Below are 26,246 nucleotides of genomic sequence, written 5' to 3'. Positions count from 1 at the left end.
CATGTGGTCATGCACCCACGCGCAGGCCAGCCAGCACAGCCCGAGGACCTCGTCGACGTCGACGCCATGCTGGCGGCGTACGGAGACTTCCTCCCGGACGTGGAGAACCCCGCCCAGAAGGTGGTCTTCGGTACGTCGGGACATCGCGGCTCGAGCCTCGACAGCGCCTTCAACGAGGCGCACATCCTGGCGATCACCCAGGCCATCTGCGAGTACCGGGCCGGCCAGGGTACGACGGGTCCGCTGCTCGTCGGCCGGGACAGCCACGGCCTCTCGGAGCCGGCCTGGCGCACCGTACTCGAGGTGCTGGCAGGCAACGGCGTACAGACGCTCGTGGACAGCGCTGACCGGCTCACGCCGACGCCTGCGGTGTCGCACGCGATCCTGCGGCTCAACCGCGGCGCGGGCGCCGACGCGGACGGCATCGTCATCACGCCGTCGCACAACCCGCCGCGCGACGGCGGCATCAAGTACAACCCGCCGCACGGCGGCCCTGCCGACTCGGACGCGACCAAGTGGATCGCGGACCGCGCCAACCAGCTGATCGCCGGCGACAACCGTGAGGTACGCCGGAAGTCGTTCGAGCAGGCCCGTGAGGAGGCAGGGAACTACGACTTCGTCGGGCACTACGTCGACGACCTGCCGTCGGTGCTGAACCTGGCCGCGATCCGCGACGCCGGCGTGAAGATCGGCGCCGACCCGCTCGGCGGTGCGAGCGTGGACTACTGGGCCGCGATCGCCGAACGGCACGACCTCGACCTGACCGTGGTGAACCCGCGCGTCGACCCGGCCTGGTCGTTCATGACGCTGGACCACGACGGCAAGATCCGGATGGACTGCTCCTCGCCGTACGCGATGGCCTCGCTGGTCGCGCAGCGGGACAAGTACGACGTCGCGACCGGGAACGACGCGGACGCGGACCGGCACGGCATCGTCACGCCGGACGCCGGACTGATGAACCCGAACCACTACCTGGCCGTCGCGATCTCCTACCTGTTCAGCAACCGCCAGTGGGGTCCTGATGTCGCAGTAGGCAAGACACTGGTCTCGTCGTCGCTGATCGACCGCGTGGTCGCGGACCTCGGCCGGCGGCTGTGGGAGGTGCCAGTCGGCTTCAAGTGGTTCGTCCCTGGTCTGGTGGACGGCTCAGTCGGCTTCGGGGGAGAGGAGTCGGCCGGTGCGAGCTTCCTGCGCTTCGACGGCACGGTGTGGACGACGGACAAGGACGGGATCCTGCTGGCGTTGCTGGCGAGTGAGATCACCGCAGTGACCGGTGAGACGCCGTCACTGGCCCACGCCAAGTTGGTCGAGCGGTTCGGTGCGTCGGCGTACTCGCGGGTCGATGCACCGGCCACGCGTGAGCAGAAGGCCAAGCTGGCCGCGCTGTCGGCGGATGCGGTCACCGCGACCGAGCTGGCCGGTGAACCGATCGTGGACCGGCTCACGCACGCTCCCGGCAACGACGCGGCGATCGGCGGGCTGAAGGTCACGACCGAGTCGGCGTGGTTCGCGGCGCGCCCGTCGGGCACCGAGGACCTCTACAAGATCTACGGCGAATCCTTCAAGGGCGCCGAGCACCTGGCGCAGGTCTTCGAACAGGCCCGCGAAGTGGTGTCTGCAGCACTCTCTTAGCGCACAAACGCGTCCAGCAACCGCTCCAGATCAGCAGCGGGGTCCTCGGTGATCCCGCTGTGGATCGGCGACGGATGTACGACGGTACTGCGAGGCGCAGCCAACCACCGGAACCGCTCACCGATCGTCGTACCGGCCGCAGGCCCACCCGCGGTCTCACCGGCACAGATCGCCCGAACCTGCTCCAACGAAGCACACACGACGTCAACGTCTACTGCTGGATCCAGGGCCCTCAATCGATCCCGGTCGACATCCCATGCGGCCCCCAGGTAGTCCAGCGCCCGGCAGTACAACACTGCACCCACGTTGATGAACTCACCCCGCTGAATGCGCGGCGCGGCCCGCAGGATCACGTAGTCGAAAGGCTTCACTGCGCACCTCCCGGCATCCACGCGGACCGTTGAGCCAACCGCGCGACCAGGTGGCCGAGATAGCGCTCCCGATCACCGTCCTCGATCCACTCGGACGGCACCAGCCCGATCACCTCAGTGAGCAACCCGGGTGTGATCGCCGCAGCCAGCTCGGCGTCCACCTTCGCCACACCAGGTACCGCAACCGAGAACACGTGGTCCGAGGCGTCGTACGGCAACGAGGCGAACTTCTTCGCGGACATCCACGAGTGGTGGAAGTACAGCGCGGCCCCGTGGTCGATCAGCCACAGGTTCTTGTGCCAGACCAGCATGTTCGTGTTCCGCCACGAGCGGTCCACGTTGGCGACGAACGCGTCCAGCCAGAGGATCCGGGCCATCGCGTCGTCACCGGGGTTGCCGGCCGATCCGTCGTACCCGAAGGAGCCCGGCAGGAAGTCGACGGCGAGGTTCAGCCCGGCGCTGCGGATCAGCAGTTCCTGGATCTCGAAGTCCGGTTCGGACTTGCCGATCGCCGGGTCGAGCTCGATCAGCTTCAGCTCGGGCACCCGCAGGCCGAGCCGGCGGAACAGCTCCCCGACGATCACCTCGGCGACCAGCGCCTTCGGGCCCTGCCCGGCGCCGTGGAACTTGATCACGTACGTGCCGAGGTCGTTGCCCTCGACAACGCCAGGCAACGACCCTCCTTCACGCAACGGCAGCACGTACCGGGTCGCGGTGACAACAGGCAAACTCACGCCGGAGAGCCTAGCCGTTAGCGAGCGGGTACCGGTTCAGGGTGAAGCTTCCCTCCTTCGGCGTCGAAGAAGAACTACTCCTCGTGTCCGCCACCGGTCATCCGCTGCCGCGGAGCAAGGCGGTGGTCGCGGAGGCGGGAGAGCTCGGTGTCGCACTCGAGCTAACCACGTCGATGGTGGAGATCAACACCCCGGTGTGCACGACCGCCAACGAGCTCCACGACCACGTGGTCCGCATGCGGTCCCAGCTGGCCTCTGCCGCCGCAACGGAGGGTGCTCGGCTGTTGGCGATCGGAGTACCTCCGCATGGACAGGCGGCGCAGTCGATCACGAGGAAGCCGCGATACCAAGCGCTGGCCCGTGAGTGGGGTCTACTGGCGCGCGAGCAGGGCGTCTGCGGTTGTCACGTCCACGTGGGCGTGCCGGACAAGGAGACGGCCACCAAGGTCAGCAACTACCTGCGTCCCTGGTTGCCGGTGTTGCTCGCTCTCAGTGCCAACTCACCGATCTACCTCGGTCAGGACACCGGATTCGCCAGCTGGCGTTGGCTGATGACGACGCGGTGGCCGAGTGCCGGTCCGCCGCCGTACCTGGAGTCGGCCGAACACTACGACGCACTGGTGGGCATGCACATGGCGGCCGGCACGCTGATCGACGAACGGATGGTCTATTGGGACATCCGGCCGTCGACGCACCTGCCGACGGTGGAGGTGCGGGTCAGCGACGTTCCGCTCACGGTGGACGAGACGGTGCTGATCGCGACCCTGGTCCGCGCCATCGTGCTCACCGCACTGGAGGACGGTGCGAGAGGCCCGATGCTGGAGCTGGAGGTGCTGCGGGCCGCGTACTGGCTGGCTGCCCGGGACGGGCTCACTGCGCGGGGCCTCGACGTCCTGAGCGCGGAGGCGATGCCGATGGCCCAGGTGATCGATCAGCTGTTCCGGTACGTCGAGCCGGCGTTGCAGATGCTCGATGCGGTGGACTTGGTGCGCGACGGTGTCGAACGGTCGCTGCGCGAGGGCAACGGTGCGATCAAACAGCGGAAGGCGTTCCGTGAGGGCAACGACATCGTCGCCCTCACGGAGGTCAAGCCTTAGCCCCGGAGAAAGTCCTCCAGGCCGTGGAGGTCGTCGGTGTTGATGTAGTCGACTCCTGCGGCGACGAGTTCGCGCCACAGGGCCTCGCGGGCGGCGCCTGGTACGTCGGGGGTGGCCCAGAAGCGGACCTTGTAGCCGGCGTGGTGGGCGGTGACCACGATGTCGTGCAGCTTGGTCTTCTCGTTCTCGGGCATCGGTCCGACGCCCTGCCAGGTGAAGACGTTGGTCCAGTTGTCGCTGACGAGCGGCATCAGCGACGCCGGCATCCCGGACTGCAGGTCGGCGAGGCGTCCGTCGTACCCGGCGTAGCGGAGCTTCTGCGCCTTCATGTCGTCCAGCGGGCGGTTGCCGCTGATGACCGAGGTGACAGCGCCCTTGAGTACCCGTCCGTTGACGAAGATCGTGCTGATCCCGCGGTACTTCGCCAGCGCCTTGTCGACCGCGGCGTACGTCGACGGTCCGTCGCTCTTGATGTCGATCAGCAACTGGAATCCGCCACCGCGCTTGTACACCTGACCGTGGTTCTCGCGAACCCGGTCCGCCAGCGGCTTCAGGTACAGACTCTCCAGGTTGCGACCGGGCTTCGCGTCCTCGAGATCGTGGGCGACCCGCAGCTCACCGTCGATCAGCCACACGTCCGCCTCGACGCTGTTGAACCCACGGTCCAGCGCGTCCTGCAACGGCCGCCGGTGGTCGTAGTCGTTGTGTGCGTGGGCCGACGGGAGCGCCCGGACGGCCGGAGCGTCGTACGACTTCGGCAGCTTGAAGTGGTTGGCCCGGGCGACGTCCCGCACCCGGTCCGGGTAGTCGCTGATGATCCCGTCGACGCCCTGCTCGACGAACCACTGCATGGTCGCCGGATCGTCGACGGTCCACGGGATCACCTTCAGCCCGGCCTGATGCGCCGCCTTCACCTTGTCCGCGGTGAAGTACGGGCGAAACGCCGGGTCGGTGATCTTCCCGCCCTGCGGGAACCCGTCGACGGGCGAGATCGCGGAGGCGCCGAACGACTTGACGGCCTTGATCGGGTCCCCGCCGAAGTCGTCGATGTCGATGCCGCCCAGCCACGGCGACTTGCCGGGCTTGCCGACCTGCAGGAAGTCGAAGTTGTCCAGCGCGACCAGCGGCAGTTGCGGCATCACCTCGTGCATCCGCATCAGGGAACCCCAGTCGAAGCTCTGGATCGTCACCTGCCGGGCGATGTTCGCCTTGCGGATCTCTTGCGCGACCACCTGGACGAACTGCTCGCGCGGCGCGGTCTCCGACGGCGCACCGGCCTCGACCTTGGTCTCGACGTTCAGCTTCACGCCGTACGCGTGGAAACGGTGCACGAGCGCGAACACGTCCCGCAGCTCGGGCATCCGGGCGCCCGGGTCGGGCTGCTGGCCGGGGAAGTTCGGCAGCGTCTGCGAGCCGCAGTCGAGCTGCTTCACCTGGTTCAGCGAGAGCGTGTTGATGAACTTGCCGACGTACGGGTATTCCGGGTCGCCCGGCGTGTACGGCGCGGTGTCGCGGCACTTGCTGCCCGTGATCTTGCGGTCGTGGGTCACCACGGCGTACCCGTCCTGAGTGATCTGTACGTCGAGCTCGAGCGTGCTGACGCCGAGCTCGAGACCGTGCGAGAACGACGCGATCGTGCTCTCCACGGTCAAGCCGAGACCACCGCGGTGGGCCTGGATGTCGAAGTCACCGCGCGTCGCGGCGGCCGGGGCGGCCGGAAGCAGCACTCCGGCGATCAGCGCGCACGGGAGCAGTGCGCGGGGAAGGCGGCGCATGAGGGGATTCCTTCCGGAGGGGTTGTGGGCGGGCGCTCCTGAGGCTGTCTGCCGCAGAAGTACCCACGTCCTCGCGAAGGTAGCCGACAGGCGGCCCACTAGTTACCAGACGGCTACGGTGCTGAGGTGATCCGCCGTACCGACTGGCTCTCCGCGGTGATGTGGCCGTCCTTGAAGGCCTTGTCCAGGGTGCCTTCGGTGCGTCGGGTCAGCGTGATGTCGACCGGGCACGTCGTGGCCGGCTTGACGCCGGGCGTCGGTGTTCCCGTGACTGGCCGGATCGAGCCGGCGGGGATGCTGACCGACGTACGACCGGGCTCGAGTTCCAGGCTGCCGGTCTGGATGCAGTCGCCGGCCCAAGTGAGGATCGACTGTTGCTCGGACGGGTGGCTGTTGAAGCGGACCGGGATCGCGGCCCGACGCGAGTACGTCGTACCGGCCAAGGGAGCGGTGAGCTGCACGCGCTCGGGCAGCTTCACCGTGGACCGTGGCGCGGAGTCGTCGTCCTTCCCGCGGGTGAGGTTGAACGTGATCTCGGTCCCCGCGTCGACCACGCCGTCCAGCTGACCGTCGTAGTCGGTGACCCCGGCTGAGCGGTGATGCTTGAGCTTGACGTCCTTGCCGCCGCCGGACGACGTGACCGACTCACCGTCACCGAGCTCGACGAAGGTGAGCGTGCCGACGCGGTACGACGCACTCACGCTCGCCACGTCGGCCGTTTCGGGCAGCGTGACGACGTAGTTGGCAGTGATCCCACTGGTCCGGATGTCCTTGGACTCGACGGTCGAACATCCGGCCAGGACCACAATGAGCGCTAGGGCGGCGATTCGCTTCACAGCCAGCGAAACTAGCAGCGCTCGGGGTTAGGGATCGTGCGTACAACTACTCGTATTGGAGTGCCTCCAACGGGTCGAGCTTCGCCGCGCGCCGGGCGGGCCAGATCGCGGCGACGATACCGACGACGACCGAGACGACGGCGAACGCGATCAGCTGGCCGGCCGGAACGGTGAAGCTGATCTCGTCCAGCCGCGCGGCCAGCAGGGACGCGAGAACCAGACCGAGGACGATCCCGATCACCGCGCCGATCAGCGCCGTCATCACGGACTCCTGGCGGATCATCCGTTTCACCTGCCCGCGGGTCAGGCCGATCGCGCGCAGCATCCCGAGCTCGCGGGTCCGCTCGAAGACGGTCAGGACCAGGGTGTTCACGATGCCGAACAGGCTCACCAGGACGGACAGCGCCAGCAACACGTAGAGCACGTTCAGCAAGCTCTTGATGCTGTCGGTCTGGTTGTCCTTGAACTGTTCGATGGTCACGGCCTTGGCGTTCGGGAACGAGGCCAGGGCGGCGTTCAGCGCGTCGGTGTTCGCCGGCGTCACTCCGCCTTCGATGTTGAGGAAGCTGTAGAGGTTCTGCGGCTGGGTGGTCGTGGAGTCGAAGGTGGCGGTCGAGATCGTCACGTTGCCGAACGGCGACCCGCCCGCAGGCGGCTTGAAGATGCCACGCACCGTGAGCTGCAGCAGCTTCCCGGTCACCGTCTGCAGCTGGAAGGTCGAGCCGAGGGCGAGCGAGTGCTCGTCCGCGTAGCCGGAGTCGATGATCGCGCCGTTCGCCGCCAGCTCGGACAGCGACGCCTGGGAACCGGAACGCCAGTCGAACTGGAGCAGTTTGGGCGCCGTCTCGTCGATCGCGGTGACGGAGATCGTCTTGTCGAACGCCCTCGCCTGTCCCGCCCGGACACTCGTCAGTTCGGTCACCGACGGCATCTTGGCGGCCGCTGCGGCCACGGTCGGCGGCAACGGGCTGAAGTTGTTCTGCGCGGTGATCGCGTAGTCGGAGCTGGAGATCTTGTCGACCGCGTCCTCGAACGGCTTGATGATCCCCGCGCCGAGGGTCGCGACGAGCGTGACCAGTGCGAGCCCGATCATCAGGGCCGCGGCGGTCGACGCCGTACGGCGTGGGTCGCGCCGGCTGTTCTGCCCACCGAGCGTGACCGCGGGGCCGTCGGGAAGTACGCCGGGGAGCTCGGTCCGTCGCCCGAACAGCCGACGGATCAGCCACAACGGGAACAGGATGAACGGCCAGGCGATCGCCGTCAGTACGACGACCGACCAGCGCGCCACTGGATCCGATACGGCGGCCATCGGCCGGACGAGCCGCGCGGAGAACGAGGCGATGCCGACGAACAGAAGCAGCACACCGAGGCCGAGCAGGATCAGTAGCGTCCTGGTCGCCAGACCGTCGACGAACAGCCCGACAAGGATCGTCCCGATTCCCACCACGGCCACCACGACGGCACCCGCCGACCGATACTTGTGGAACCGCCCCGGCGGCAGCGCCGCGCCCTCGCGGACAGCGGCGATCGGCGGTACGCGCGTCGCTCGCATGGCCGGCCGCAAACTGGCCAGCACGGTCACGACCACGCCGACGATGAGCGCGACGACGATGGTCCGCGTCCGGAACACCAGGCCGTTGTTCGGCAGGGTGAAACCGATCGCGTCGAACAGCTTGAACAGCCCGGTCGCGATCGCGAGCCCGAGGAACAACCCGGCCACGGCCGAGACGATGCCGGTCACCAGCGCCTCGAGGACGACGGTGCCGAGGATCTGCTTGCGCGCGGCGCCGAGGGTCCGCAGCGTCGCGAACTCGCGGGTGCGCTGGGCGATCGTGATCGACAGCGAGTTCGCGATCACGAACGAGCCGACGAACAACGCGATCCCGCCGAAGACCAGCAGGAAGGTCTGCAGGAAGCTCAGGAACGCACTCGTCCCGGCGGCGTCCTCGGCGGCCTGGTCCTCCGCACTGCGGACCTGGGTCGCGGGCGGCAGGATCTTCTGGACCGCCGCGAGCAACTGCGGCCGATCCACGCCCTTCTTGGCGGCGATCAGGATCTGGTCGAGTTTCCCGGTCTTGTCGAACAGCCGCTGCGCCGTACCGAGATCGAATCCGGCCAGGGTCGCGCCGCCGATGGACGAGACCGCCCCGAAGCTGACCAGCCCGGAGATCCGCATCGGCTCCACCGCGCCGCGGGCCTGGACGCCGATCGTGTCACCGGCCTGGAATCCCTTCTCCGCGGCGGTCTTCGTGTCGATGACCACCTCACCGGCCGCGGGCCAGCCGCCCTTGACCAGAGTGAGCGAGTTGAACTGCGGCAGCGACGGGTCGACGCTGAAGCCGAGGTTCGGAGCACCGCCGAAGACGATCGCCTTGCCGTCCTTGCCGATCAGTTGCGCCTCGCCGCTCGTGGCTCCGCCGGCGGCGCCGACCTCCGGAAGGTCGCGGACCTTCTCCAGCAGATCGGCCGCGAACGGCGGCGCCGTCTGGGTCCCGTCGTCGGACAGGTCGAACGCGGACTTCCCGGTGATCGCGGCGTCGGTGTTCTTGTAGTTCTGGCTGAAGATCGAGTCGAACGCACTGGAGATCGAGTCGGTCAGGACGTAGGTGCCGGAGATCAGCGAGACGCCGAGGACGATGCCGATCGCGGTCAGCGCCGTCCGTAGCTTGCGAGCGAGCAGACCTTGCAGCGCGAACTTGATCACTGCAGGTCCAGCGTGTCGATGATCTGCAGGATCTCGTGCTGGCTGGACCGCCCGGTCTCCTTCACGATCTCGCCGTCGGCCAGGTACAGCACCCGGTCGGCCATCGCCGCCGCCTTGGCGTCGTGTGTCACCATCACCGTCGTCTGCCCGTACGTCTCGACCGAGGACCGCATCAGGTCGAGGATCTCGCCGCTGGTCCGGGAGTCGAGGTTGCCGGTGGGCTCGTCGGCGAACACCACGGTCGGCCGCGACACCAGGGCCCGCGCGATCGCGACCCGCTGCTGCTGACCGCCGGACAGTTCGGCCGGCCGGTGCTCGAGGCGATCGGCGAGACCGACCCGCTCGACCAGGTTGTCGAAGAACTCCGGATCCGCCTTCTCACCGGCGATCGTCAGCGGCAGCACGATGTTGTCCCGCGCGCTGAGCATCGGCAGCAGGTTGAAGAACTGGAAGATGAAGCCGATGTGCTGCCGACGGAGCTTCGTGAGCGCGTCGTCGCCCAGCGTCGTGATCTCGATACCGTCGATCATGACCGAGCCCGAGGTCGGCCGGTCCAGGCCGGCCAGGATGTGCATGAGCGTCGATTTCCCCGACCCCGACGGCCCCATCACCGCCGTCAGCTGCCCGGATTCGATCTCGACGTCCACCCCGTGCAGCGCGCGGACCGCGGTGTCACCTTCGCCGTACACGCGCACGACACCCTTCGCGTGCACAACTGAGTCTTTCCCCTCCATTGCCGATCGCCCTCCCCGGCTGATCAGCGGCCCCCCAGTCGGCCGGTCAACAACTTCCTCCCGAGTCTGCCCGTGTTCGGGACAGATCGATAGGGGGTTTTCCCCGGCCGGACCCTGAGCCTGCGCAGATCCAGCAGGCCTTCAGGTGGCATTCGGGGCGGGGAGTCAAGGGTGCCGGACCGGGAAGCGCCTCACGGCGCGTGGCCGCTCGTAGCGGCTTATTTTGGGACCCGGGGCTTGCACCGGCCCGACACCTCGAACAGTGTAGCGGGTGCTCAAACCCCTTGTCCTGTTGGGATTCCCAGGCCGCGAGACGCTATAACACCGGTTGACGCCGGGCGCAACTACCACAGGTTTCCGGCGCGTTCGGCGCGCGCCGCGGTCTGCAGCTGATCTGCGGTCTCGACCAGTTTCGACGCGGACAGCACCTGCTCGTGGCCGTCGTCGGCGAGGTGCGCCCGGCCGGTCGCCACGATCCGCGCGAACGCGGCCGCACGGTCCAGGGTGGTCGCGAAATCACCGGTCGCGACACCCCGCAGTACGGCGTCGACCATGTCCCGGACCTCGGCCGGACCGGGTGGTTCGGCGACACCGGCGACGACCGCGTGCACCTCGGCGTACTTGCGGCCGCTGGCGAACTCGCGGGACACCGCCTCGGCGTTCGAATGCACCCAGGACCGCAGGACGTACAGCCGCCAGAGCGCCCCCGGCAGCGAGTCCGCGGGGGAGTCGGACCAGAGTTCGGCGAGCTCGTCGAGACCGTACTCGTCGGCGAGTTTCACCACCCGGGCGTGCACCTCGGTGTCCTCGGACTTGCGCACCCCGCGGACCAGCAGTTCGGCGGTCCGGTGCGCGGCCTCGGTCACGGTGGCCGGATCGGCGGCACCGGGCAGCGACTCGAACAGCTTGTTACCGGGCAGGATCGGCCGGCGCGGATTGGGGGTGCTCACGGCCTCCATGGTGCCTGACCAGGCGAAGCTCCGCATGCCGACCCGCACCTGTCAGTACGCTCGACACATGGCGGGTGGAGCGGCTGGTGCGGGCCGGAGTGGGAAGCTGGCGAAGAACTTGGTGAAGTACGGCGTGCGGTACGGGCCGCTCGTCGTCGAGGCGGTCCGGCACGGTCGGGAGCCCGCGCAGCAGGCGGTCCAGGCCGCCTGGGCGAAGCGGTCCGCGCGCCGGAAGGCGGTCGAACACGCTCTCACCGTGCGCGACGGCTCCTTGCTGAAGGTGATCAAGGACGGCCAGGCGATCTTCTTCGTGTTCTCCGGCGACGCGATCGTGACGACGTACCCCGCCGTACCGCAGAGCAGCTATCCCGAGCTGCTGCGGCACGCGGACCTGGACAGGCGCGAGTCGGCCGTCGTCCTGGCGGCGCGCAAGCAGAAAATCCTGCCGAAGGTCCGCCGGAAACGTTGACGCGGGCGTAACATTCCGGACCCGGCCGGGCAACAGGCGGAACGCACAGTGGAAGGACGTTTCCACGAGGGAGGGCGTCCGCATGCTCTGGAAGATCAGGACCGAACTCGCCGACCGGCCCGGTGCGCTGGCCGAACTCGCTGCACGGTGTGGTGCGGACGACATCAACATCCTTCACCTGGAGGTCTTCACCTCCGAGACCGGCGCGGTCGACGAGCTGGTCGTCTCGACCGGCGTCGGCTGGACCGCCGAGGACCTGACCGCACTGGTCACGGAGGCCGGCTGCGTCCGTACGACGGTCCGCCCGTGCCAGGCCGACGTACTCCATGACGCGCCGACGCGGTACCTGCGCGCCGTACTGCGGCTGATCGACGACCCGGTCTCGGTCGACGACGAGCTGGGCAACCTGCAGGGGTTCGACGAGTACACGCCGGCCGAATGGGCCCGCGCGGACGTGCTGGTCGAGATCGCGGGCCGGCTGGCCGAGCGGCTCGACACGCCGGAGGGCCCGCGGCCCGGTGAAGGCGGCGTACCCGAGCTGCGGACGGCGACCGTCGAGGACGCCGACGCCGTCGTCGCGATGCACGACCGGTGCTCGTACGAGAGCCGCACCCGGCGCTACCACGTGCCGATGCCGAAGCTCACCGCCCGCACCGCGCGGCACCTGTCCGCGCCGGCCGGAGGCGTGTCGATCGTCGCGTGCGTCGAGGACGCCGTGATCGGGATGGCGACGGCGGCGCCGTGGGAGGAGCTGGGCAGTACGACGATGGAGGTCGCCGTACTGGTCGAAGACGGCTGGCAGGGGCAGGGCCTCGGGCTGCGGCTGCTGCGCCAGGTCGTGGGGGAGGCCCGCGCGCTCGGAGCCGACCGGGTGGTCTGCATGGTGCAGCCGGAGAACCACGCGATGCTCCGCACCCTCGAGCGGTTGCGGATGCGGTCCCGGGTGATCCGGGACGGCGACAGTCTGATGGTGAGTGTCGCACTGACCGACCGGAGCCTGTCGCATGCGGTGGATCGGCCGCCGGTGGAATATCGTCTGAACCGTGCCACCCCTTCCCACCGGTCGCAATCCGCACGGCCTGCTGGTCAACCTGCCCGCGAGCACGCGCTCGCCGCTCTTTCAGCTCTTCAGCCGATTTCTGATCGCGCTGGGGCTGCTGACCCTGATGGTGCTGATCGTGGTGGTCGACCGTGACGGGTACAAGGACAGTTATGACGGCACAGTCGGGCTGATCGACAGCATCTACTACGCAACCGTCACGCTCACCACGACCGGGTACGGCGACATCACGCCGGTGACACCCGTCGCCCGGCTGGTGAACGCCTTCATCGTCACCCCGTTGCGGATCGCGTTCCTGGTGGTTCTGGTCGGTACGACACTGGAAGTGCTGGCCAACGAGGGTCGCCGGATCATGCGCGACACGCGCTGGAGGAAACGGATGAAGGACCACACCATCGTCGTCGGCTACGGCACCAAGGGCCGCGCCGCCGTGCAGACGCTGATCAGCAACGGCGTGAAGCGCGACCAGATCGTCGTGATCGACCCGCGGGCCACGGCGATCGGTGACGCGGGCAACGACCAGATGGCCGCGTTCCACGGCGACGCGACGAACCGGACGGTACTGCGGCGCGCCGAGGTGATGACCGCGCGCGAGGTGATCGTGACGACCGACCGGGACGACTCGGCGGTCCTCGTGACGCTCGCGGTGCGGCAGCTGAACCCGAACGCGCACATCGTGGTCGCGGTCCGCGAGGAGGACAACGTGCCGCTGCTCCGGCAGAGCGGCGCGGACGCCGTGGTCACCTCGTCCGAGGCGGTCGGCCGGCTGCTCGGCCTGACCTCGGTCAGCCCGAACCTCGGCGAGGTGATGGAGGACCTGCTCACGTACGGCGAGGGTCTCGAGGTCGCCGAACGCCCGGTCCTCGGCCGCGAGGTCGGCAAGCCGCCGTCCGCCGTACCCGACCGGGTCGTGTCGGTGGTCCGCGACGGCAAGGTGCACCGCTACTACGACTCGAACGTCTCGGTGCTGGCCGCCGGCGACAAACTCATCGTGGTCCGCCCCGCCAAGGAAACCCCCTGGGCCGAACGCCCCGGCGCCGACGAGGACGACGAGTAGAACCCCTTCCACCCCGGTCGCCCGCTGCCTAGAGTCGAACTGCCTGGGGGGTTCGCTCGTCAGTAGGGGGAATCATGAGGTGGAGCAGGGCAGTGCGGATCGCCGCGGTGGCGGCGATGGTGGGTGCTGGGCTGACCGGAACGCAGAGTCAGGCCACAGGTCTGTCCGGGAGTGACGCGTGCGTCTCGGAGGACAGCGTCGTACAGGCTCGAGGTGGGCCGCGTGAACCGGCTCTCGGCCAGGTCGTGCAGGATCTTCCGGCGGCGGCGAAGAACCAGGCGAAAGCGGGGTTCAGGGCAACGGTTCCGGTCTACTTCCACGTGGTCACGGACGGTGCGATCGGTGCGCTCACGGCGGCCCAGATCCAGGTCCAGATCGACGTACTGAACAACACCTACGCGGGTGGCGAAGGCGGCGCGAACACCGGGTTCCGCTTCAAGCTGGCGGGAGTGACACGGACCGACAACGCGGCGTGGTTCTACGCGAACCCGGGAGGCACCGGCGAGCACAGCATGAAGCTGGCATTGCACACCGGGGGACCTGGCGACCTGAACCTCTACTCGACGACTGCGGGCGACTATCTCGGCTGGGCGTACCTCCCGGAGATCGTCACCAAGCCCGGTCAGGCGTACCTCGACGGCACCGTCATCGACTGGGAGTCGTTCCTGGGTACGTCGACCACGTACGCCGGCCGGTACGACCAGGGCGAGACCACGACGCACGAGGTAGGCCACTGGCTGAACCTGGAGCACACCTTCTTCGGCGGGTGCAACGCGAAGGGCGACTTCGTCGACGACACCCCGAAGGAGAAGACGGCGACGTCCGGATGCCCGGCCGGCAAGGACACCTGCACGGCGCCCGGCCTGGACCCGATCCACAACTACATGGACTACTCGTACGACTCTTGCTACACCGAGTTCACGCCTGGCCAGGCGCAGCGGATGGCTGACGCATGGTTGTTCTATCGAGCGGGCAACTAGTGGGGCATGACCTTCGACCGCGGCATCATCGTCCGGCCGGCCGCCGGTGAGACCTTGCGTGTGCTGCTCGACAGTTCTACGTACTCGCCGGCGAGCTGACCCTCCAGCTCGGTGACGAGATCCGCACCGGCGGCCCGGGGACCTGGGCCTGCGCGCCGAAGAACACGCCCCACACTCTCGCCAACCTCGCGTCCCACCCCGCGGTGCCGACTTTGTGAAGCCACCAACCGTTTCGGCGGTCCGGGGATGGTTGGTGGCTTCTCAAGGTTGGGCTGGGTGGGTCACGGTGTGGTTGCGGGGGGTGGTGGGGAGGTACGCGGTGTTGACGGGGGTTGTGGGGCGGTTTAATGTCGGGCTTGTAAACGATTACAAGAACGATTACAGGAGGTCGGCGTGAGTCGTCCGACGATCGCTGGGGTGGCTCGCGCGGCCGGGGTCTCGGTGGCGTCGGTGTCGCGCGTGCTGAACGGGCTGCCGGCCACCGAGGAGATGGTCGAGCGGGTGCAGCGGGCGGTCTCCGAGCTCGGGTACGTGCCGGACGCGCGGGCGCGGTCGTTGAAGGTCGGGCGGACTTTCCAGCTGACGCTGGCGGTCGCGGACGTCGGCAACCCGGTGTACGTGACGATGATGCGAGCGGTCGAGGAGGTCGTCTCCGCCGCCGGCTACCGGTTGGTGGTGACGACGACCGGGCCGGACGTGGTGGACGAGGTCGCGCTGGTTCGGGGGATGGCGCGCGGGTACGCCGACGGCTTGCTGATCAGCCCGATCCGCGTCGACGAGGACTTGGTCAAGTCGATCCGCGAGTGCGAGGTGCCGGTGGTGGTCGCCGGTAATGTCCCCGCCAAAGCAGGTGTCGACACCGTCCGGGCCAACTCACCCAAGGGCATGCTGCTCGCCGTCGATCACTTGGTCGCCAAAGGCCGCCGACGCATCGCGTTCCTGAACGGCCCGGCCGACACGGTCCCAGGAGCCGCGCGCGCGAAGGGCTTTGCTGAAGCCCTCAAAGTGCACGAGCTCCAGCCAGCCGCTGTCGCCGAGGCAACAGACTTCACGTTCACTGCAGGACGTGCCGCCGCTCCCAACCTGCTGGCCGCCGGTGGGTTCGATGCCGTCATCTGCGCGAACGATTTGCTCGCGGTCGGGGTGATGCACGAGTTGGCTGCTGCGGGGCTCGAAGTGCCGCGGGATGTGGCGGTGGTGGGGATGGATGACAGTGAGCTGGCCGAGCAGAGTTTTCCGCCGTTGACGAGTGTGAACCTGGGGTCGGCCGAGCGGGGACGGCGGGCGGCTGAGTTGCTGTTGGCAAGGATCGAGGACAACGAACGGGCCCCGCGGCGGATCGTCGTACAGCCGTCGCTGAGTATCAGGAGGTCCACCCCGTGACGGCAACCCTGACCGCGCCCGCGCCGGCGAAGAAGAAGGCCGGGAAGCCGAAGGCGAATCGCGAGGCGATCCTGCTCTTCCTGCCCGCGCTGCTGCCGGTGCTGATCCTGAGCGTCTACCCGCTGATCCGCGGGATCGCGCTGGGCTTCACCGACGCCCGCGCCGGGCTCCGCGTCGAGACCAACTTCATCGGCTTCGACAACTTCGGCAAACTCCTGCAGAACAACCTGTTCTGGGACTCGTTCCGGATCGGCGTGATCTGGACCCTGTCGGTCACGATCCTGCAGTTCGTCGCCGCGCTCGGCCTCGCGCTGCTGCTGAACGCGAACCTCAAGTTCCGCGGCGTCGCCCGGACCCTCGCCCTGATCCCATGGGCGATGCCGCCCGTCGTGGTCGCGATCATGTGGCGCCTGCTGCTGCACCCGACCAACGGCCCGGTCAACGAGATCCTGCAGAAGCTGCACCTCACCGACCACCCGATCAACTTCCTCGGCGACTTCGGTACGGCGCTCCCGGCCGTGATCGTGGTGGGGATCTGGGTCGGTATGCCGATGACGACCATCACCCTGCTGGCCGGCCTGCAAGGCATCGACCGCACCCTCTACGAGGCGGCCGCGGTCGACGGCGCGAGCACCTGGAGCCAGTTCTGGAACATCACGCTCCCGCAGCTGCGGACGGTGATCGTCGCGATCACCAGCCTGGACATGATCTGGAACTTCAACTCGTTCGGCCTGGTCTACGTCCTGACGGCCGGCGGGCCGGGCGGCAAGACGATGCTGCCGATGCTGTTCGCCTACAACGAGGCGTTCCGCTACGGCAACTTCGGGATGGCCGCGGCGATGGGTGACGTGATGGTGGTCATCATCATCGGGTTCCTGTTCTTCTACCTGCGGAACCGGCTGCGGAGCGAGGCATGAGAACTCGTCCCGGAGTCCGCGCCCTGCAGTACGTCGCCGTCGTCTGCTACCTGGTCTTCCTCGGCTTCCCGCTGCTGTGGCTGATCTCCAGCTCGCTGAAGTCGCCGCAGGAGTTCGCGACCATCACGCCGAGCCTGCTGCCGAAGCACTTCGACGTGTCCAACTACAGCGACGCGCTGAACGAACAGGGTCTGGTCCGCGGCCTCGGCAACAGCCTGCAGATCTCGATCTACAGCACGATCCTGGTGCTCATCGTCGCGCTCCCGGTGTCGTACGCGCTCGCCCGTTTCCGCAGCCGGCTGCGGCCGCTGACGAACGGCTGGATCCTGGTCAGCCAGGTGTTCCCGGTGATCCTGATCGTGATCCCGCTGTTCATGATCCTGCGTCCGCTGCACCTGACGAACACGATCCCCGGCGTCGTGATCGTCTACATGGTGTGGTCGCTCCCGTTCGCCCTGTGGATGCTGCAGGGGTACGTCGCCGCGGTGCCGCGCGAACTGGAGGAAGCAGCCTCCGTCGACGGCGCCGGCCGGATCCGGACGATCGTCTCGATCGTGATGCCGCTGCTCCGGCCCGGGCTGATCGCGACCGCGATGTTCACGTTCATCTCGGCGTGGAACGAGTTCTTCTTCGCCCTGGTCCTGCTCCAGGACCCGGAGCTCAAAACACTTCCGCTGGTGCTCGCCCGCTTCGTCGGTGCCGAGGGCCAGGTGCAGTTCGGTCCCTTGGCAGCCGCCTCGGTCCTCGCGACCGTGCCAAGTCTGGTGTTCTTCGCCTTCCTGCAGCGCCGGTTGACCTCCGGCCTGCTCAGCGGCGCAGTCAAAGGTTAGGAGAGGTAATGAAGAAGGTCATGACCGCGTTGCTCGCGGCGGGCGCACTGGTGGCGCTCGCGGCGTGTGGGGGCAACAGCAACAACAGCTCAGGTAGTTCAGATGAAAAGGTGACGCTGAAGTTCCAGAGTCTCGCCTTCCAGAAGACGACCGTCGCGGCGACGAAGAAGATCGTCGCGGACTGGAACGCCACCAACCCGAACATCCAGGTCGAGTACGTCCAGGGCAGCTGGGACTCGGTGCACGACCAGCTCGTGACCCAGTTCCAGGGCGGGACCGCGCCGGACATCATCCACGACGAGTCCGCCGACATCACCGGTTTCATCAACCAGGGCTACCTCGCGGACCTCTCGCCGTACCTGAGCCAGGAGACCAAGGACGCCGTCTCGCAGGGCGTCTGGGACACGGTCTCCAAGGACGGCAAGGTGTACGCCGCCCCGACCCTGCTGCAGTCGTACGTCGTGTTCGCGAACTCGGCGGCGCTCAAGGCGGCCGGGATCACGGCGACCGGTGACTCGCTCAGCTGGGACGACCTGGCCGCCGATGCGAAGAAGCTCACCACGGGCGGCAAGTACGGCCTGGGCTGGGGCCTGAAGAGCCCGACCGCGACGATGCTGAACCTCGGCGTGAACTTCGACGCGAAGTTCTTCGACGGCTCCGGCAAGGACGCCAAGGCGACGATCGGGGACGCCGAGCTCGAGGTGCCGAAGCGGATCCACGCGATGGCGTACGACGACAAGTCGATCGACCCGACCTCGCTGACGCAGAGCGGTACCGACGTTCTGCCCGGGTTCTACGCCGGTAAGTACGGGATGGTTGTGGCTGGCAACTACGTGGCGCAGCAGATCCTCGAGGAGGCGCCGAAGACCTTCCAGTGGGAGGTGCTGCCGCCGCTGAAGGGCACCAGCACCAAGCAGGCCGCGAACCCGCAGACGCTGTCGGTGCCGGCCGAGGGCAAGCACATCGAGCAGTCGGCGAAGTTCATCGACTACTTCATGAAGGCCGAGAACCTGGCCGCCGTCGGTCAGGGCGACTGGCTGATCCCGACCACGCAGGCCGCCCGGGACGCGGTACTGAAGGCGACCGGCGGCAAGAACGGCTGGCAGCAGATGCTGGCCAGCGGTGCCGACCTCACCAAGGCGCCGTTCCAGAGCGTGGAGAACTACCCGCAGTGGAAGGATCAGATCGCGACGCCGGCGTTCCAGCAGTACCTGGCGAACAAGACCGACGCCGCGGCGCTGGGCAAGAAACTGAGCGACGGATGGGGTCAGGTCAACAACTGATGTCCTTACTGGAAAAGAAGGCGGTCGGCGCGCTCGTCGGCTCCGCGGTCGGTGACGCGATCGGCGGGGCCGTCGAGGGCTGGACCCCGGAGGCGATCCGGGAGCGGCACGGCGGCTGGGTGACCGGCATCGTCGGCCCGTGGTACGACGACTGGCGGACGGCTCGCCCGATCGCGCCGTACCACAAGGGCGACGGGCACATCACCGACGACACCTTGATGACGCACGCGCTGGTCGAGGTGTACGACGAACGCCGGTCGCACCTGGACGCCTACGCGGTCGCCGAGTCGCTGGTGCCGAAGATGATCGACGGGACGCGCTGGATCCCCGAGCTCGAGGCGGACGCGTTGCTGCTGCAGCGGGTGTTCCTGGCCGAGAAGTGGCTGGTCGCCCGCCTGCACTACGGGCACGTCGATCCGCGCGAGGCCGGCGTCGGCAACATCGTGAACTGCGGTGCGGCGATGTACATGGCGCCGGTCGGGATCGCCAACGCGGGCGATCCCGAGGGCGCGTACGCCGAGGCGCTCGACGTCGCCGGCGCGCACCAGTCGAGCTACGGACGGGAGGCGGCCGCGGTGTTCGCGGCCGCCGTCGCCGCCGCGATGGTGCCTGGGGCAACGGCATCGTCCGCGGTCGGAGCGGCACTGCAGCTGGCCAAGGACGGCACTCGGAGGGCCGTCGAGGCAGTGGCAGAAGCGGCCGACGGGGTGACCGACTGGGAACAGGCGATTCCCGTGCTGCGCAAGGCGATCGAGCCGTACGACACAGTCGGCCCTAACTACCGCGAGCTGTCAATGGATGCCCGCCGCCCGAGCCGTACCAAGGCGATCGAGGAACTCCCGGTCGCGCTCGGCTTCGTGCTCGTCTCCGAGGGAGAGGTACGCCGGGCCGTGCTGGGCGGCACGAACTACGGCCGCGACGCGGACTCGATTGCCTCGATGGCCGGCGCGATCACCGGAGCGCTCCAAGGACAGAACGGCGTACCGGAGGACTGGGCGGACCAGATCGCAGACGCGAGCAAGACCGACCTGGTACAGCCCGGTCTGGTGATGGCATCGGTCGTGCAGGACATCCGCGCGGCCGACGCCGAGCGCTGGGCCCGGCGTTCGGCCGCGTTGGACGCGCTGGTCTGACGTTTCGCTGGGCGCAACACGGGAAGGAAGCAGTGCGATGAGAATGACCTGGGTGCAGCCGGAGGATCTCCTCCCGCACCAACTGGTCCAGGCGCGGTCGGAAGGCGTTGACGTCACCGACGTGCAGGCCCGCTGGATCGCCGCCGGCGGTACGACGGACGCGCCGGTGTCCGGTGCCTCCGACGAACCGGCGACGCCCGCGCTGCGTGCGCTTGCTCGCGAGCTGCTCGATGTGCTCGACGCCAGGACAGGGGAGTGGCGTGAGCCCGAGATTCCGGAGTTGCCCTCGCTGGGTGAACCTGTCGACCTCGAGGCCCGGACGCTGAACGCGTGGCTCGGGCGGATGGCCGGGAACCTGCTCGGCAAGCCCGTGGAGAAGATCCCGCGCGAGGGCATCCGGGAGATCCTGGCCAGTTCCGGACAGTGGCCGCTGACGCAGTACATCACTGCCGTCGGTGTCCCGGACGAGGTGCAGCAGCGGTGGCCGTGGAACCGGCGGTCGAAGGTGAACAGCCTGCGCGAGGTCATTGACGGGATGCCCGAGGACGACGACATCAACTTCGCGATCCTGGCGCTGCTGATGATGGAGCGGTTCGGGCCGGGGCTGACCACGGACGACGTGGCGCAGAGCTGGCTGAACGACCTGCCGGCCGGCCGCGTGTTCACCGCCGAACGTGTTGCCTACCGCAACCTTCTGGAAGGGGTCGAGCCGGCCCGCGCGGCGGTCGTCGGGAACCCGTTCCGGGAGTGGATCGGCGCCCAGATCCGGACTGACGCGTACGGCTGGGCGCACCCCGGTGACCGGACGGCGGCCGCGCGGCTCGCGCTCGTCGACGCCCGGCTCAGCCACACCGGTGCCGGTGTCGACGGCGCGCTCTGGGTCGCCGCGATGTCGGCCGCCGCACTTGTACTCGACGATCCGGTCAAGGCCGCGGTCGCCGGCCTCGACGTGATCAGCGGTCAGGGCGCGATCGCCCGCGCCGTCCGCTTCGGACTCACCCTCGCCGATGCCGATCTGGACGACGCGCTCGACGCTCTGCATGCGGAGTACGGCGAACTGCACTGGGTGCACGCGGTGAACAACACCGCGCTCACCGCCTACGCACTGACTGCGCCGGACTTCACGACGGCGATCGGTCGCGCGGTGATGGGCGGCTGGGACACGGACTCGGCCGGCGCTACGGTGGGCGCGGTTTTTGGCGCGACGAGGGGGGTTCCGGCAGAGTGGTCTGCACCACTGGACAACCGGGTGACCACAAGTCTCCCGGGGATGAACCAGATCGCGATCGACGAGCTGGCGCGGCGGACTGTGGAGGTGGCCCGGGGTGGAGCCTGAGGTTGTTCCCGAAGTTGTTGTAGTCGGTAGTGCGAACGTGGACCTGGTGTTGCCGGTCCAGCGGATCCCGCGGCCGGGGGAGACGGTCCTGGCGGGAGCCATGACGCGTGGCCCGGGCGGTAAGGGAGCGAACCAGGCGGTGGCTTCGGCGCGCGCTGGTGCGCGGACAGCGATGGTGGTCGCCCTGGGCGACGACGAGGGCGGTGCACTGTTGCGGTCCGCGCTCGAGGGTGTGGACCTGTCGCTCGCGACGACCAGTGAGGCCCCGACCGGTACGGCGATCATCACGGTCGAGGAGAGCGGTGAGAACTCGATCGTGGTCGCGCCCGGCGCGAACGGTGAGCTGACGCTGTCGGCCGAGGCCGTGGCCGCCATCGGACAAGCGAAAATCGTGCTTTCCCAATTGGAGATCCCGTTCGCGACGGTCCAGGCGGCAGCCGCAGCATCGGCGTATTTCATCTTGAACGCGGCGCCGGCGGCCGAGCTGTCCGACGAGCTGCTCGCGGAGGTCGATCTGCTGGTGGTGAACGAGACCGAGGCCGAGGCGATCGCCGGTCCGGACCGGTCCGCGCTGCTGAAGAAGGTGCCGGCCGCGGTCGTCACCCTCGGCGGAGCCGGCGCGGTGATCCTGACCCGGGACGCCGACGAGATCGCCGTTCCCGGCGTACCCGTGGAGGTGTTCGACACCACGGCCGCGGGGGACACGTTCTGTGGGGTGCTGGCTGCAACGTTAACTGTTGCATCAGCTAACGACTCGATCACCGGAAGCGACCTGACGAACGCGGTTCGACGCGCTAACGTTGCTGCTTCATTGAGTGTTCAGGCCGCGGGGGCGATTCCCTCAGTGCCTCACGGGGATGCAATCGACGCGCGTTACGCGGAGGTGTACCTGTGAATCCGCTCGAACCGCGGCCCATCGATCTACCCACCCGGGTCGATCTCGGCCTCGGGACCGACGTGTCCTTCCTGGACGACGCCAAGATCCTCGGCGCGCCGGAGGACCCGGCCGACCTGCCGCGGTGGCGCGCGAAACTGGCCGAATGGCGGTTCGGCGCCATCGAGCGGACCCGGTACGACGGATCGCACTACGACGAGCCCGGTCGCGAGTGGACCCAGACGGCGTACTCGGTGGCGCTCGTCTGGCTCTGGGACGACCTGCTCTACAACGTCGAGACCGGGAAGTTCACGCCGGAGAAGTTCGTCGAGCACGGCGTCGCCGAGTTCGGCGGGTACGACGCGATCGTGCTCTGGCACGCGTACCCGGTGATCGGGATCGACGACCGCAACCAGTTCGACTTCTACCGCGACGTACCTGGCCTGCGGGCGTTGATCGACGACTTGCACCGGCTCGGCCTGAAGGTGTTCTTCGACTACAACCCGTGGGACGTCGGCACCCGCCGGGCGGACCGCTCGGACGCCGACGAGTTCGCGACCCTGGTGACGGACTACGCGGTCGACGGCGTGTTCCTGGACACCCTCAAGGAGGGCGACCCGAAGTTCACCCGCGCGATCCGGCAGGCGAACCCGGCGATCGCACTGGAGGGCGAGTCCCGGTTGCCGATGGCAAGGATCGGCGACCACGCGCTGTCCTGGGCGCAGTGGTTCGCCGACACGCACGCGCCCGGCGTCCTGCGGGCGCACCTGTTCGAGCGCCGGCACATGATGCACCACACCCGCCGGTGGAACCGGGATCACAGCGACGAGTTGCAGTCCGCGTGGGTGAACGGCGTCGGCATGCTGGTCTGGGAATCGGTGTTCTCGGCGTGGGTCGGCTGGAACGCCCGCGACCGCGCGACGCTGCGCCGGATGGTCGCCGCGCAACGGGCGTTCGCGCCGGTGCTGATCGCCGGGGACTGGATCCAGCTGACGCCGGAGATCCCGGAGAAGGCCCGCGACCACGGCGTCTTCGGGTCCCGGTTCGACCTGGCCGACATCACGTTCTGGACGCTGATCAACCGCCACGACGAAGACTTCGACGGCATCGTGCTGCGCTCCGAGGACCAGGTCGGCGACTGGTACGACGTGACGTCGGGCGTGCCGATCACCGCGGACGACGACGGCGTACACCTGACCGTTCCGGGGCGCGGCGTGGCCGGGATCGTCCGGGTCGGCGCGACGGCCGGCGCCTCGTGCCGGGCGACTGCCCGCCGGTTGGGCACGATGCCGCGGGCGCATGTCAGCGAGTCCGCGTTCCCGATGCGTCCGGCGGAGCTGGTCCCGGTGCCGGTCGTCTCCGGTGACGCCGAGATCGGTCCGACGGTCGACGTACCGGCGGGGGAGCGGACGCTGACGGTCCGGCACCGGCGACGCGAGACCGGGCTGTACGACACCGCGCCGTACGTCGAGGAGTGGAAGCCGCTGCCGCCTCGCCTGCACGACATCCAGACGGTCGAGCGTGAGGTCTCGTTGCCTGGTGTCTCGGTGGCTGTCGCCGAGGTGACCAACGCGGAGTACTTGGCCTTCGTGCAGGCGACCGGCTACTGGCCGTTGATCGCGAACCGGTTCCTCGAGCACTGGGTCGACGGCGCTCCCGTCCCCGGGACCGAGGACCAGCCGGTGACGTACGTCGACCTGCCGGACGCGCGGGCGTACGCCGCGTGGCGTGGTGGCCGGCTGCCCACCGAGGACGAGTGGCAGGTCGCCGCTCGCGAAGAGGGTTTCGTCCGGCGCGGGCCGCTGGTGTGGAACCTGACCGAGAGCGAGCACCGCGACGGCCGCAGCCGGTTCTGCATTCTCAAGGGCGGTTCGCACTATGTTGCCGAGGGCTCCGACTGGTACGCCGACGGCGGGCCGCAGGACCCGGACGTCAGCTTCAAGCTGGTGCTGACCGGCGGCGGGCTCGACCGCTCGGAGAACATCGGCTTCAGGTGCGCGGGATGAGGCCTGCTCCGCTCGACGGGGTGAAGGTGCTGGAGGCGGCGACGCTGTTCGCGGGACCGCTGGCGGCGACCTTCCTCGGTGATTTCGGCGCCGACGTCACGAAGATCGAGCACCCGTCCCGTCCGGACGCCGCGCGCACGCACGGCGCCTCGAAGGACGGTGTCGGGCTCTGGTTCAAGACCCTCGGCAGGAACAAGCGGCTCGCGACGCTGGACCTGTCGCGCGGCCGGGACGTGTTCCTCGATCTGGTGAAACAGAATGATGTGCTGGTCGAGAACTTCCGGCCGGGGACGTTGGAGCGTTGGGGGCTCGGGCCTGAGGTGTTGCTCGAGGCGAATCCGCGGCTGGTGATCGCGCGGGTGACGGCCTTCGGGCAGGTCGGGCCGTGGTCGCGGCGTCCCGGGTTCGGGTCGCTGGCCGAGGCGATGAGCGGGTTCGCGGCGGTCACAGGTGAGCCGGACGGCCCGCCGACGTTGCCGCCGTTCGGCCTCGCGGACGGGATCACCGCGCTCGCCACGGCGTACGCCGTCCTGGTGGCGCTGCGCGAGCGGGACCGGTCCGGGGCGGGGCAGGTGATCGACATGGCGATCATCGAACCGATCCTGATGATGCTCGGCGGCGGTATCACGGCGTACCAGCAGACCGGGTACGTGCAGCCGCGGCTCGGGAACCGGTCGTCGAACAACGCCCCGCGGAACGTGTACCGGACTGCTGACGGGCGATGGGTCGCGGTGTCGACCAGCTCGCAGAGTATCGCCGAGCGGGTGGTGACGCTGGTCGGCCGCGCCGATCTGGTGGCGCAGCCCTGGTTCGCGACCGGGCGTGAGCGGGCCCAGCACGCCGACGAGCTCGACGACGCCGTCGGGTCGTGGATCGCGGCGCGGCCGCTGGAGCTCGTGATGGAGGAATTCGAGAAGGCCGAGGCCGCGGTCGGGCCGGTGCACGACATCCGCGGCATCATGACCGATCCGCAGTACGCCGCTTTGGGGACGATCGTCAGCGTCGACGACGATGAGCTTGGACCGGTGCAGATGCAGAACGTGCTGTTCCGGCTGTCCGAGTCGCCGGGGGCGATCAAGTGGGCGGGCCGGCCGCACGGCGCGAACACCGATGAGGTGCTCGCCGAGATCGGCGTCACGCCGGATCAGCTGGCGGCGCTGCGCGCAGCTGGAGTGGTGTGAGGTGCTGACTGCTTTGTATGTTCCGGCCAACCGGCCGGACAGGTTCGCGAAGGCTGTTGCCGCGAGCCCCGATCTGGTGGTGTTCGATCTCGAGGACGCGGTGCCTGTCGCCGACAAGGCAGACGCGCGCGGCTGGGCGGTGGCCTGGATCGCGGTGAACGCGCACGGGCCTGTGGAGGTCCGGGTGAACGCGCTCGGTACGCCGTGGATCGCGGACGATCTGGCGGCGATCTCCGCCGTACCTGCGGTGCGGATCCGGTTGCCGAAGGTCGAGAGTGCGGCCGATGTGCACGAGGTGCTCGAAAAGGTGCCGTCGGCAAGGATCACCGCGCTGATCGAGTCACCGCTCGGCCTCGAGCGGGCGTTCGAGATCGCCACCGCCGACCCGCGTGTCGTCGCGGTCGCGCTCGGTGAGGCTGACCTGTCCAGTGCGCTCGGGGTGGACGGCCCGGAGGGTCTCGCCTGGGTGCGCGGCCGGCTGGTGTCGGCGTCACGGGCCGCGGGCCTGGGCGCGCCGATGATGTCGGTCTACCCGAACGTGCAGGACCTGGACGGTCTCCGGCGTACGTCGGAGGAAGGCCGGGCGCTCGGATTCGTCGGCCGTACGGCGATCCACCCGCGGCAGCTCGCCACGATCGTCGAGGCGTTCACTCCGTCGGCGATCCAGGTCGCCGAGGCGGAGGCGCTGCTGGCGGCCGTCGAGAAGGCGGATGTCACCCGCGGCGGCGTGATCGTGCTCCCCGACGGCCGCATGGTCGACCCCGCCATGATCGGCCGCGCCCGCGAGCTCACCACCCTCATGCGAGAGATCGAAGCTCGGTCAAGTTGAGGGCAGGGGTGGTGGCTCCACGCCTACTGCGCGGCACTCGGCACGGCACCTCGCCGCACTGGAGCAAAGGCGACG

General features: G+C 68.6%; 24 protein-coding genes. 17 read left to right on the top strand and 7 right to left on the bottom strand.

From position 1 onward, the window contains the following. The first annotated feature begins 9 nt into the window (after positions 1 to 9). Positions 10 to 1,632 (top strand): phosphoglucomutase (alpha-D-glucose-1,6-bisphosphate-dependent), encoded by a 1,623-nt coding sequence (gene pgm, locus ACLJOO_RS40300; RefSeq protein ID WP_410793351.1) that lies wholly within the window; start codon positions 10 to 12, stop codon positions 1,630 to 1,632. Here pgm and ACLJOO_RS40295 read toward each other — a convergent pair. Together ACLJOO_RS40295 and ACLJOO_RS40290 are read right to left on the bottom strand one after the other, a co-directional pair. Further along, entirely contained in the window at positions 1,629 to 2,003 is a 375-nt protein-coding gene (locus ACLJOO_RS40295; protein WP_410793349.1) for a DUF3037 domain-containing protein, read from the bottom strand. The genes pgm and ACLJOO_RS40295 overlap by 4 nt on opposite strands. Then, positions 2,000 to 2,737 (bottom strand): HipA family kinase, encoded by a 738-nt coding sequence (locus tag ACLJOO_RS40290; RefSeq protein ID WP_410793348.1) that lies wholly within the window; start codon positions 2,735 to 2,737, stop codon positions 2,000 to 2,002. The genes ACLJOO_RS40295 and ACLJOO_RS40290 overlap by 4 nt, the downstream gene beginning before the upstream one ends. 41 nt (positions 2,738 to 2,778) lie before the next feature. Between ACLJOO_RS40290 and ACLJOO_RS40285 the strand changes: the two genes are divergently transcribed. Further along, on the top strand, positions 2,779 to 3,834 hold the full coding sequence (locus ACLJOO_RS40285; protein WP_410793347.1) for a glutamate--cysteine ligase: 1,056 nt from the start codon (positions 2,779 to 2,781) through the stop codon (positions 3,832 to 3,834). On the opposite strand, the gene ACLJOO_RS40280 is transcribed toward ACLJOO_RS40285, so the two are convergent. From ACLJOO_RS40280 to ACLJOO_RS40260, 5 genes are all read right to left on the bottom strand, one after another. Beyond that, positions 3,831 to 5,609, bottom strand: coding sequence for a glycerophosphodiester phosphodiesterase family protein (locus tag ACLJOO_RS40280; RefSeq protein WP_410793345.1), 1,779 nt, complete (start codon positions 5,607 to 5,609; stop codon positions 3,831 to 3,833). The genes ACLJOO_RS40285 and ACLJOO_RS40280 overlap by 4 nt on opposite strands. A 113-nt stretch (positions 5,610 to 5,722) precedes the next feature. Next, positions 5,723 to 6,445, bottom strand: a complete 723-nt coding sequence (locus tag ACLJOO_RS40275) for a hypothetical protein (RefSeq protein WP_410793343.1) — start codon at positions 6,443 to 6,445, stop codon at positions 5,723 to 5,725. A 46-nt stretch (positions 6,446 to 6,491) separates the two neighbouring features. Next, the gene (locus tag ACLJOO_RS40270) at positions 6,492 to 9,149 is read right to left on the bottom strand and encodes an ABC transporter permease (RefSeq protein ID WP_410793341.1); all 2,658 of its coding nucleotides are present in this window, start codon (positions 9,147 to 9,149) and stop codon (positions 6,492 to 6,494) included. Beyond that, positions 9,146 to 9,883 (bottom strand): ABC transporter ATP-binding protein, encoded by a 738-nt coding sequence (locus ACLJOO_RS40265; protein ID WP_410793340.1) that lies wholly within the window; start codon positions 9,881 to 9,883, stop codon positions 9,146 to 9,148. The genes ACLJOO_RS40270 and ACLJOO_RS40265 overlap by 4 nt, the downstream gene beginning before the upstream one ends. A 344-nt stretch (positions 9,884 to 10,227) precedes the next feature. After that, a complete protein-coding gene (locus ACLJOO_RS40260; RefSeq protein ID WP_410793552.1) occupies positions 10,228 to 10,842 on the bottom strand; it encodes a hypothetical protein in 615 nt (204 codons plus the stop codon). 58 nt (positions 10,843 to 10,900) lie between these two features. Here ACLJOO_RS40260 and ACLJOO_RS40255 point away from each other — a divergent pair, with 58 nt between their 5' ends. The 15 genes from ACLJOO_RS40255 (at position 10,901) to ACLJOO_RS40185 (ending at position 26,171) form a co-directional block, all read left to right on the top strand. After that, entirely contained in the window at positions 10,901 to 11,302 is a 402-nt protein-coding gene (locus tag ACLJOO_RS40255; RefSeq protein WP_410793338.1) for a hypothetical protein, read from the top strand. 82 nt (positions 11,303 to 11,384) lie between these two features. Then, positions 11,385 to 12,497 (top strand): GNAT family N-acetyltransferase, encoded by a 1,113-nt coding sequence (locus tag ACLJOO_RS40250; protein WP_410793337.1) that lies wholly within the window; start codon positions 11,385 to 11,387, stop codon positions 12,495 to 12,497. Beyond that, on the top strand, positions 12,469 to 13,419 hold the full coding sequence (locus ACLJOO_RS40245; protein ID WP_410793336.1) for a potassium channel family protein: 951 nt from the start codon (positions 12,469 to 12,471) through the stop codon (positions 13,417 to 13,419). The genes ACLJOO_RS40250 and ACLJOO_RS40245 overlap by 29 nt, the downstream gene beginning before the upstream one ends. Before the next feature lie 74 nt (positions 13,420 to 13,493). Then, entirely contained in the window at positions 13,494 to 14,399 is a 906-nt protein-coding gene (locus ACLJOO_RS40240) for a zinc metalloprotease (protein ID WP_410793334.1), read from the top strand. A gap of 95 nt (positions 14,400 to 14,494) precedes the next feature. Continuing rightward, on the top strand, positions 14,495 to 14,617 hold the full coding sequence (locus ACLJOO_RS40235) for a hypothetical protein (protein ID WP_410793550.1): 123 nt from the start codon (positions 14,495 to 14,497) through the stop codon (positions 14,615 to 14,617). 175 nt (positions 14,618 to 14,792) lie between these two features. Then, a complete protein-coding gene (locus tag ACLJOO_RS40230; protein WP_410793332.1) occupies positions 14,793 to 15,782 on the top strand; it encodes a LacI family DNA-binding transcriptional regulator in 990 nt (329 codons plus the stop codon). Beyond that, entirely contained in the window at positions 15,779 to 16,699 is a 921-nt protein-coding gene (locus tag ACLJOO_RS40225) for a carbohydrate ABC transporter permease (protein ID WP_410793331.1), read from the top strand. The genes ACLJOO_RS40230 and ACLJOO_RS40225 overlap by 4 nt, the downstream gene beginning before the upstream one ends. Next, positions 16,696 to 17,529: a carbohydrate ABC transporter permease gene (locus tag ACLJOO_RS40220; RefSeq protein WP_410793329.1), complete on the top strand. Its 834-nt coding sequence runs from the start codon at positions 16,696 to 16,698 to the stop codon at positions 17,527 to 17,529. Before ACLJOO_RS40225 ends, ACLJOO_RS40220 begins: the two co-directional genes overlap by 4 nt. An 8-nt stretch (positions 17,530 to 17,537) precedes the next feature. Next, positions 17,538 to 18,812: an ABC transporter substrate-binding protein gene (locus ACLJOO_RS40215; protein ID WP_410793327.1), complete on the top strand. Its 1,275-nt coding sequence runs from the start codon at positions 17,538 to 17,540 to the stop codon at positions 18,810 to 18,812. Next, the gene (locus ACLJOO_RS40210; protein ID WP_410793326.1) at positions 18,812 to 19,945 is read left to right on the top strand and encodes an ADP-ribosylglycohydrolase family protein; all 1,134 of its coding nucleotides are present in this window, start codon (positions 18,812 to 18,814) and stop codon (positions 19,943 to 19,945) included. Before ACLJOO_RS40215 ends, ACLJOO_RS40210 begins: the two co-directional genes overlap by 1 nt. 37 nt (positions 19,946 to 19,982) lie before the next feature. After that, positions 19,983 to 21,281, top strand: coding sequence for an ADP-ribosylglycohydrolase family protein (locus ACLJOO_RS40205; RefSeq protein ID WP_410793325.1), 1,299 nt, complete (start codon positions 19,983 to 19,985; stop codon positions 21,279 to 21,281). Further along, positions 21,271 to 22,176 carry a ribokinase gene (locus ACLJOO_RS40200; RefSeq protein WP_410793323.1) on the top strand — a complete coding sequence of 302 codons (906 nt, stop codon included), beginning with the start codon at positions 21,271 to 21,273 and terminating at the stop codon, positions 22,174 to 22,176. Before ACLJOO_RS40205 ends, ACLJOO_RS40200 begins: the two co-directional genes overlap by 11 nt. After that, a complete protein-coding gene (locus ACLJOO_RS40195; protein WP_410793321.1) occupies positions 22,173 to 24,161 on the top strand; it encodes an SUMF1/EgtB/PvdO family nonheme iron enzyme in 1,989 nt (662 codons plus the stop codon). Before ACLJOO_RS40200 ends, ACLJOO_RS40195 begins: the two co-directional genes overlap by 4 nt. Continuing rightward, the gene (locus ACLJOO_RS40190; protein ID WP_410793319.1) at positions 24,158 to 25,342 is read left to right on the top strand and encodes a CaiB/BaiF CoA transferase family protein; all 1,185 of its coding nucleotides are present in this window, start codon (positions 24,158 to 24,160) and stop codon (positions 25,340 to 25,342) included. The genes ACLJOO_RS40195 and ACLJOO_RS40190 overlap by 4 nt, the downstream gene beginning before the upstream one ends. A 1-nt stretch (position 25,343) precedes the next feature. Beyond that, positions 25,344 to 26,171 carry an HpcH/HpaI aldolase/citrate lyase family protein gene (locus tag ACLJOO_RS40185; protein ID WP_410793317.1) on the top strand — a complete coding sequence of 276 codons (828 nt, stop codon included), beginning with the start codon at positions 25,344 to 25,346 and terminating at the stop codon, positions 26,169 to 26,171. Positions 26,172 to 26,246: the final 75 nt, after the last annotated feature.

Origin of the sequence: Kribbella sp. C-35, assembly GCF_046549195.1 — a bacterium.
Lineage (GTDB): Bacteria > Actinomycetota > Actinomycetes > Propionibacteriales > Kribbellaceae > Kribbella.
Note: the sequence above shows the minus strand (reverse complement) of the source record. Positions and strands in the feature narration are given on the sequence as shown.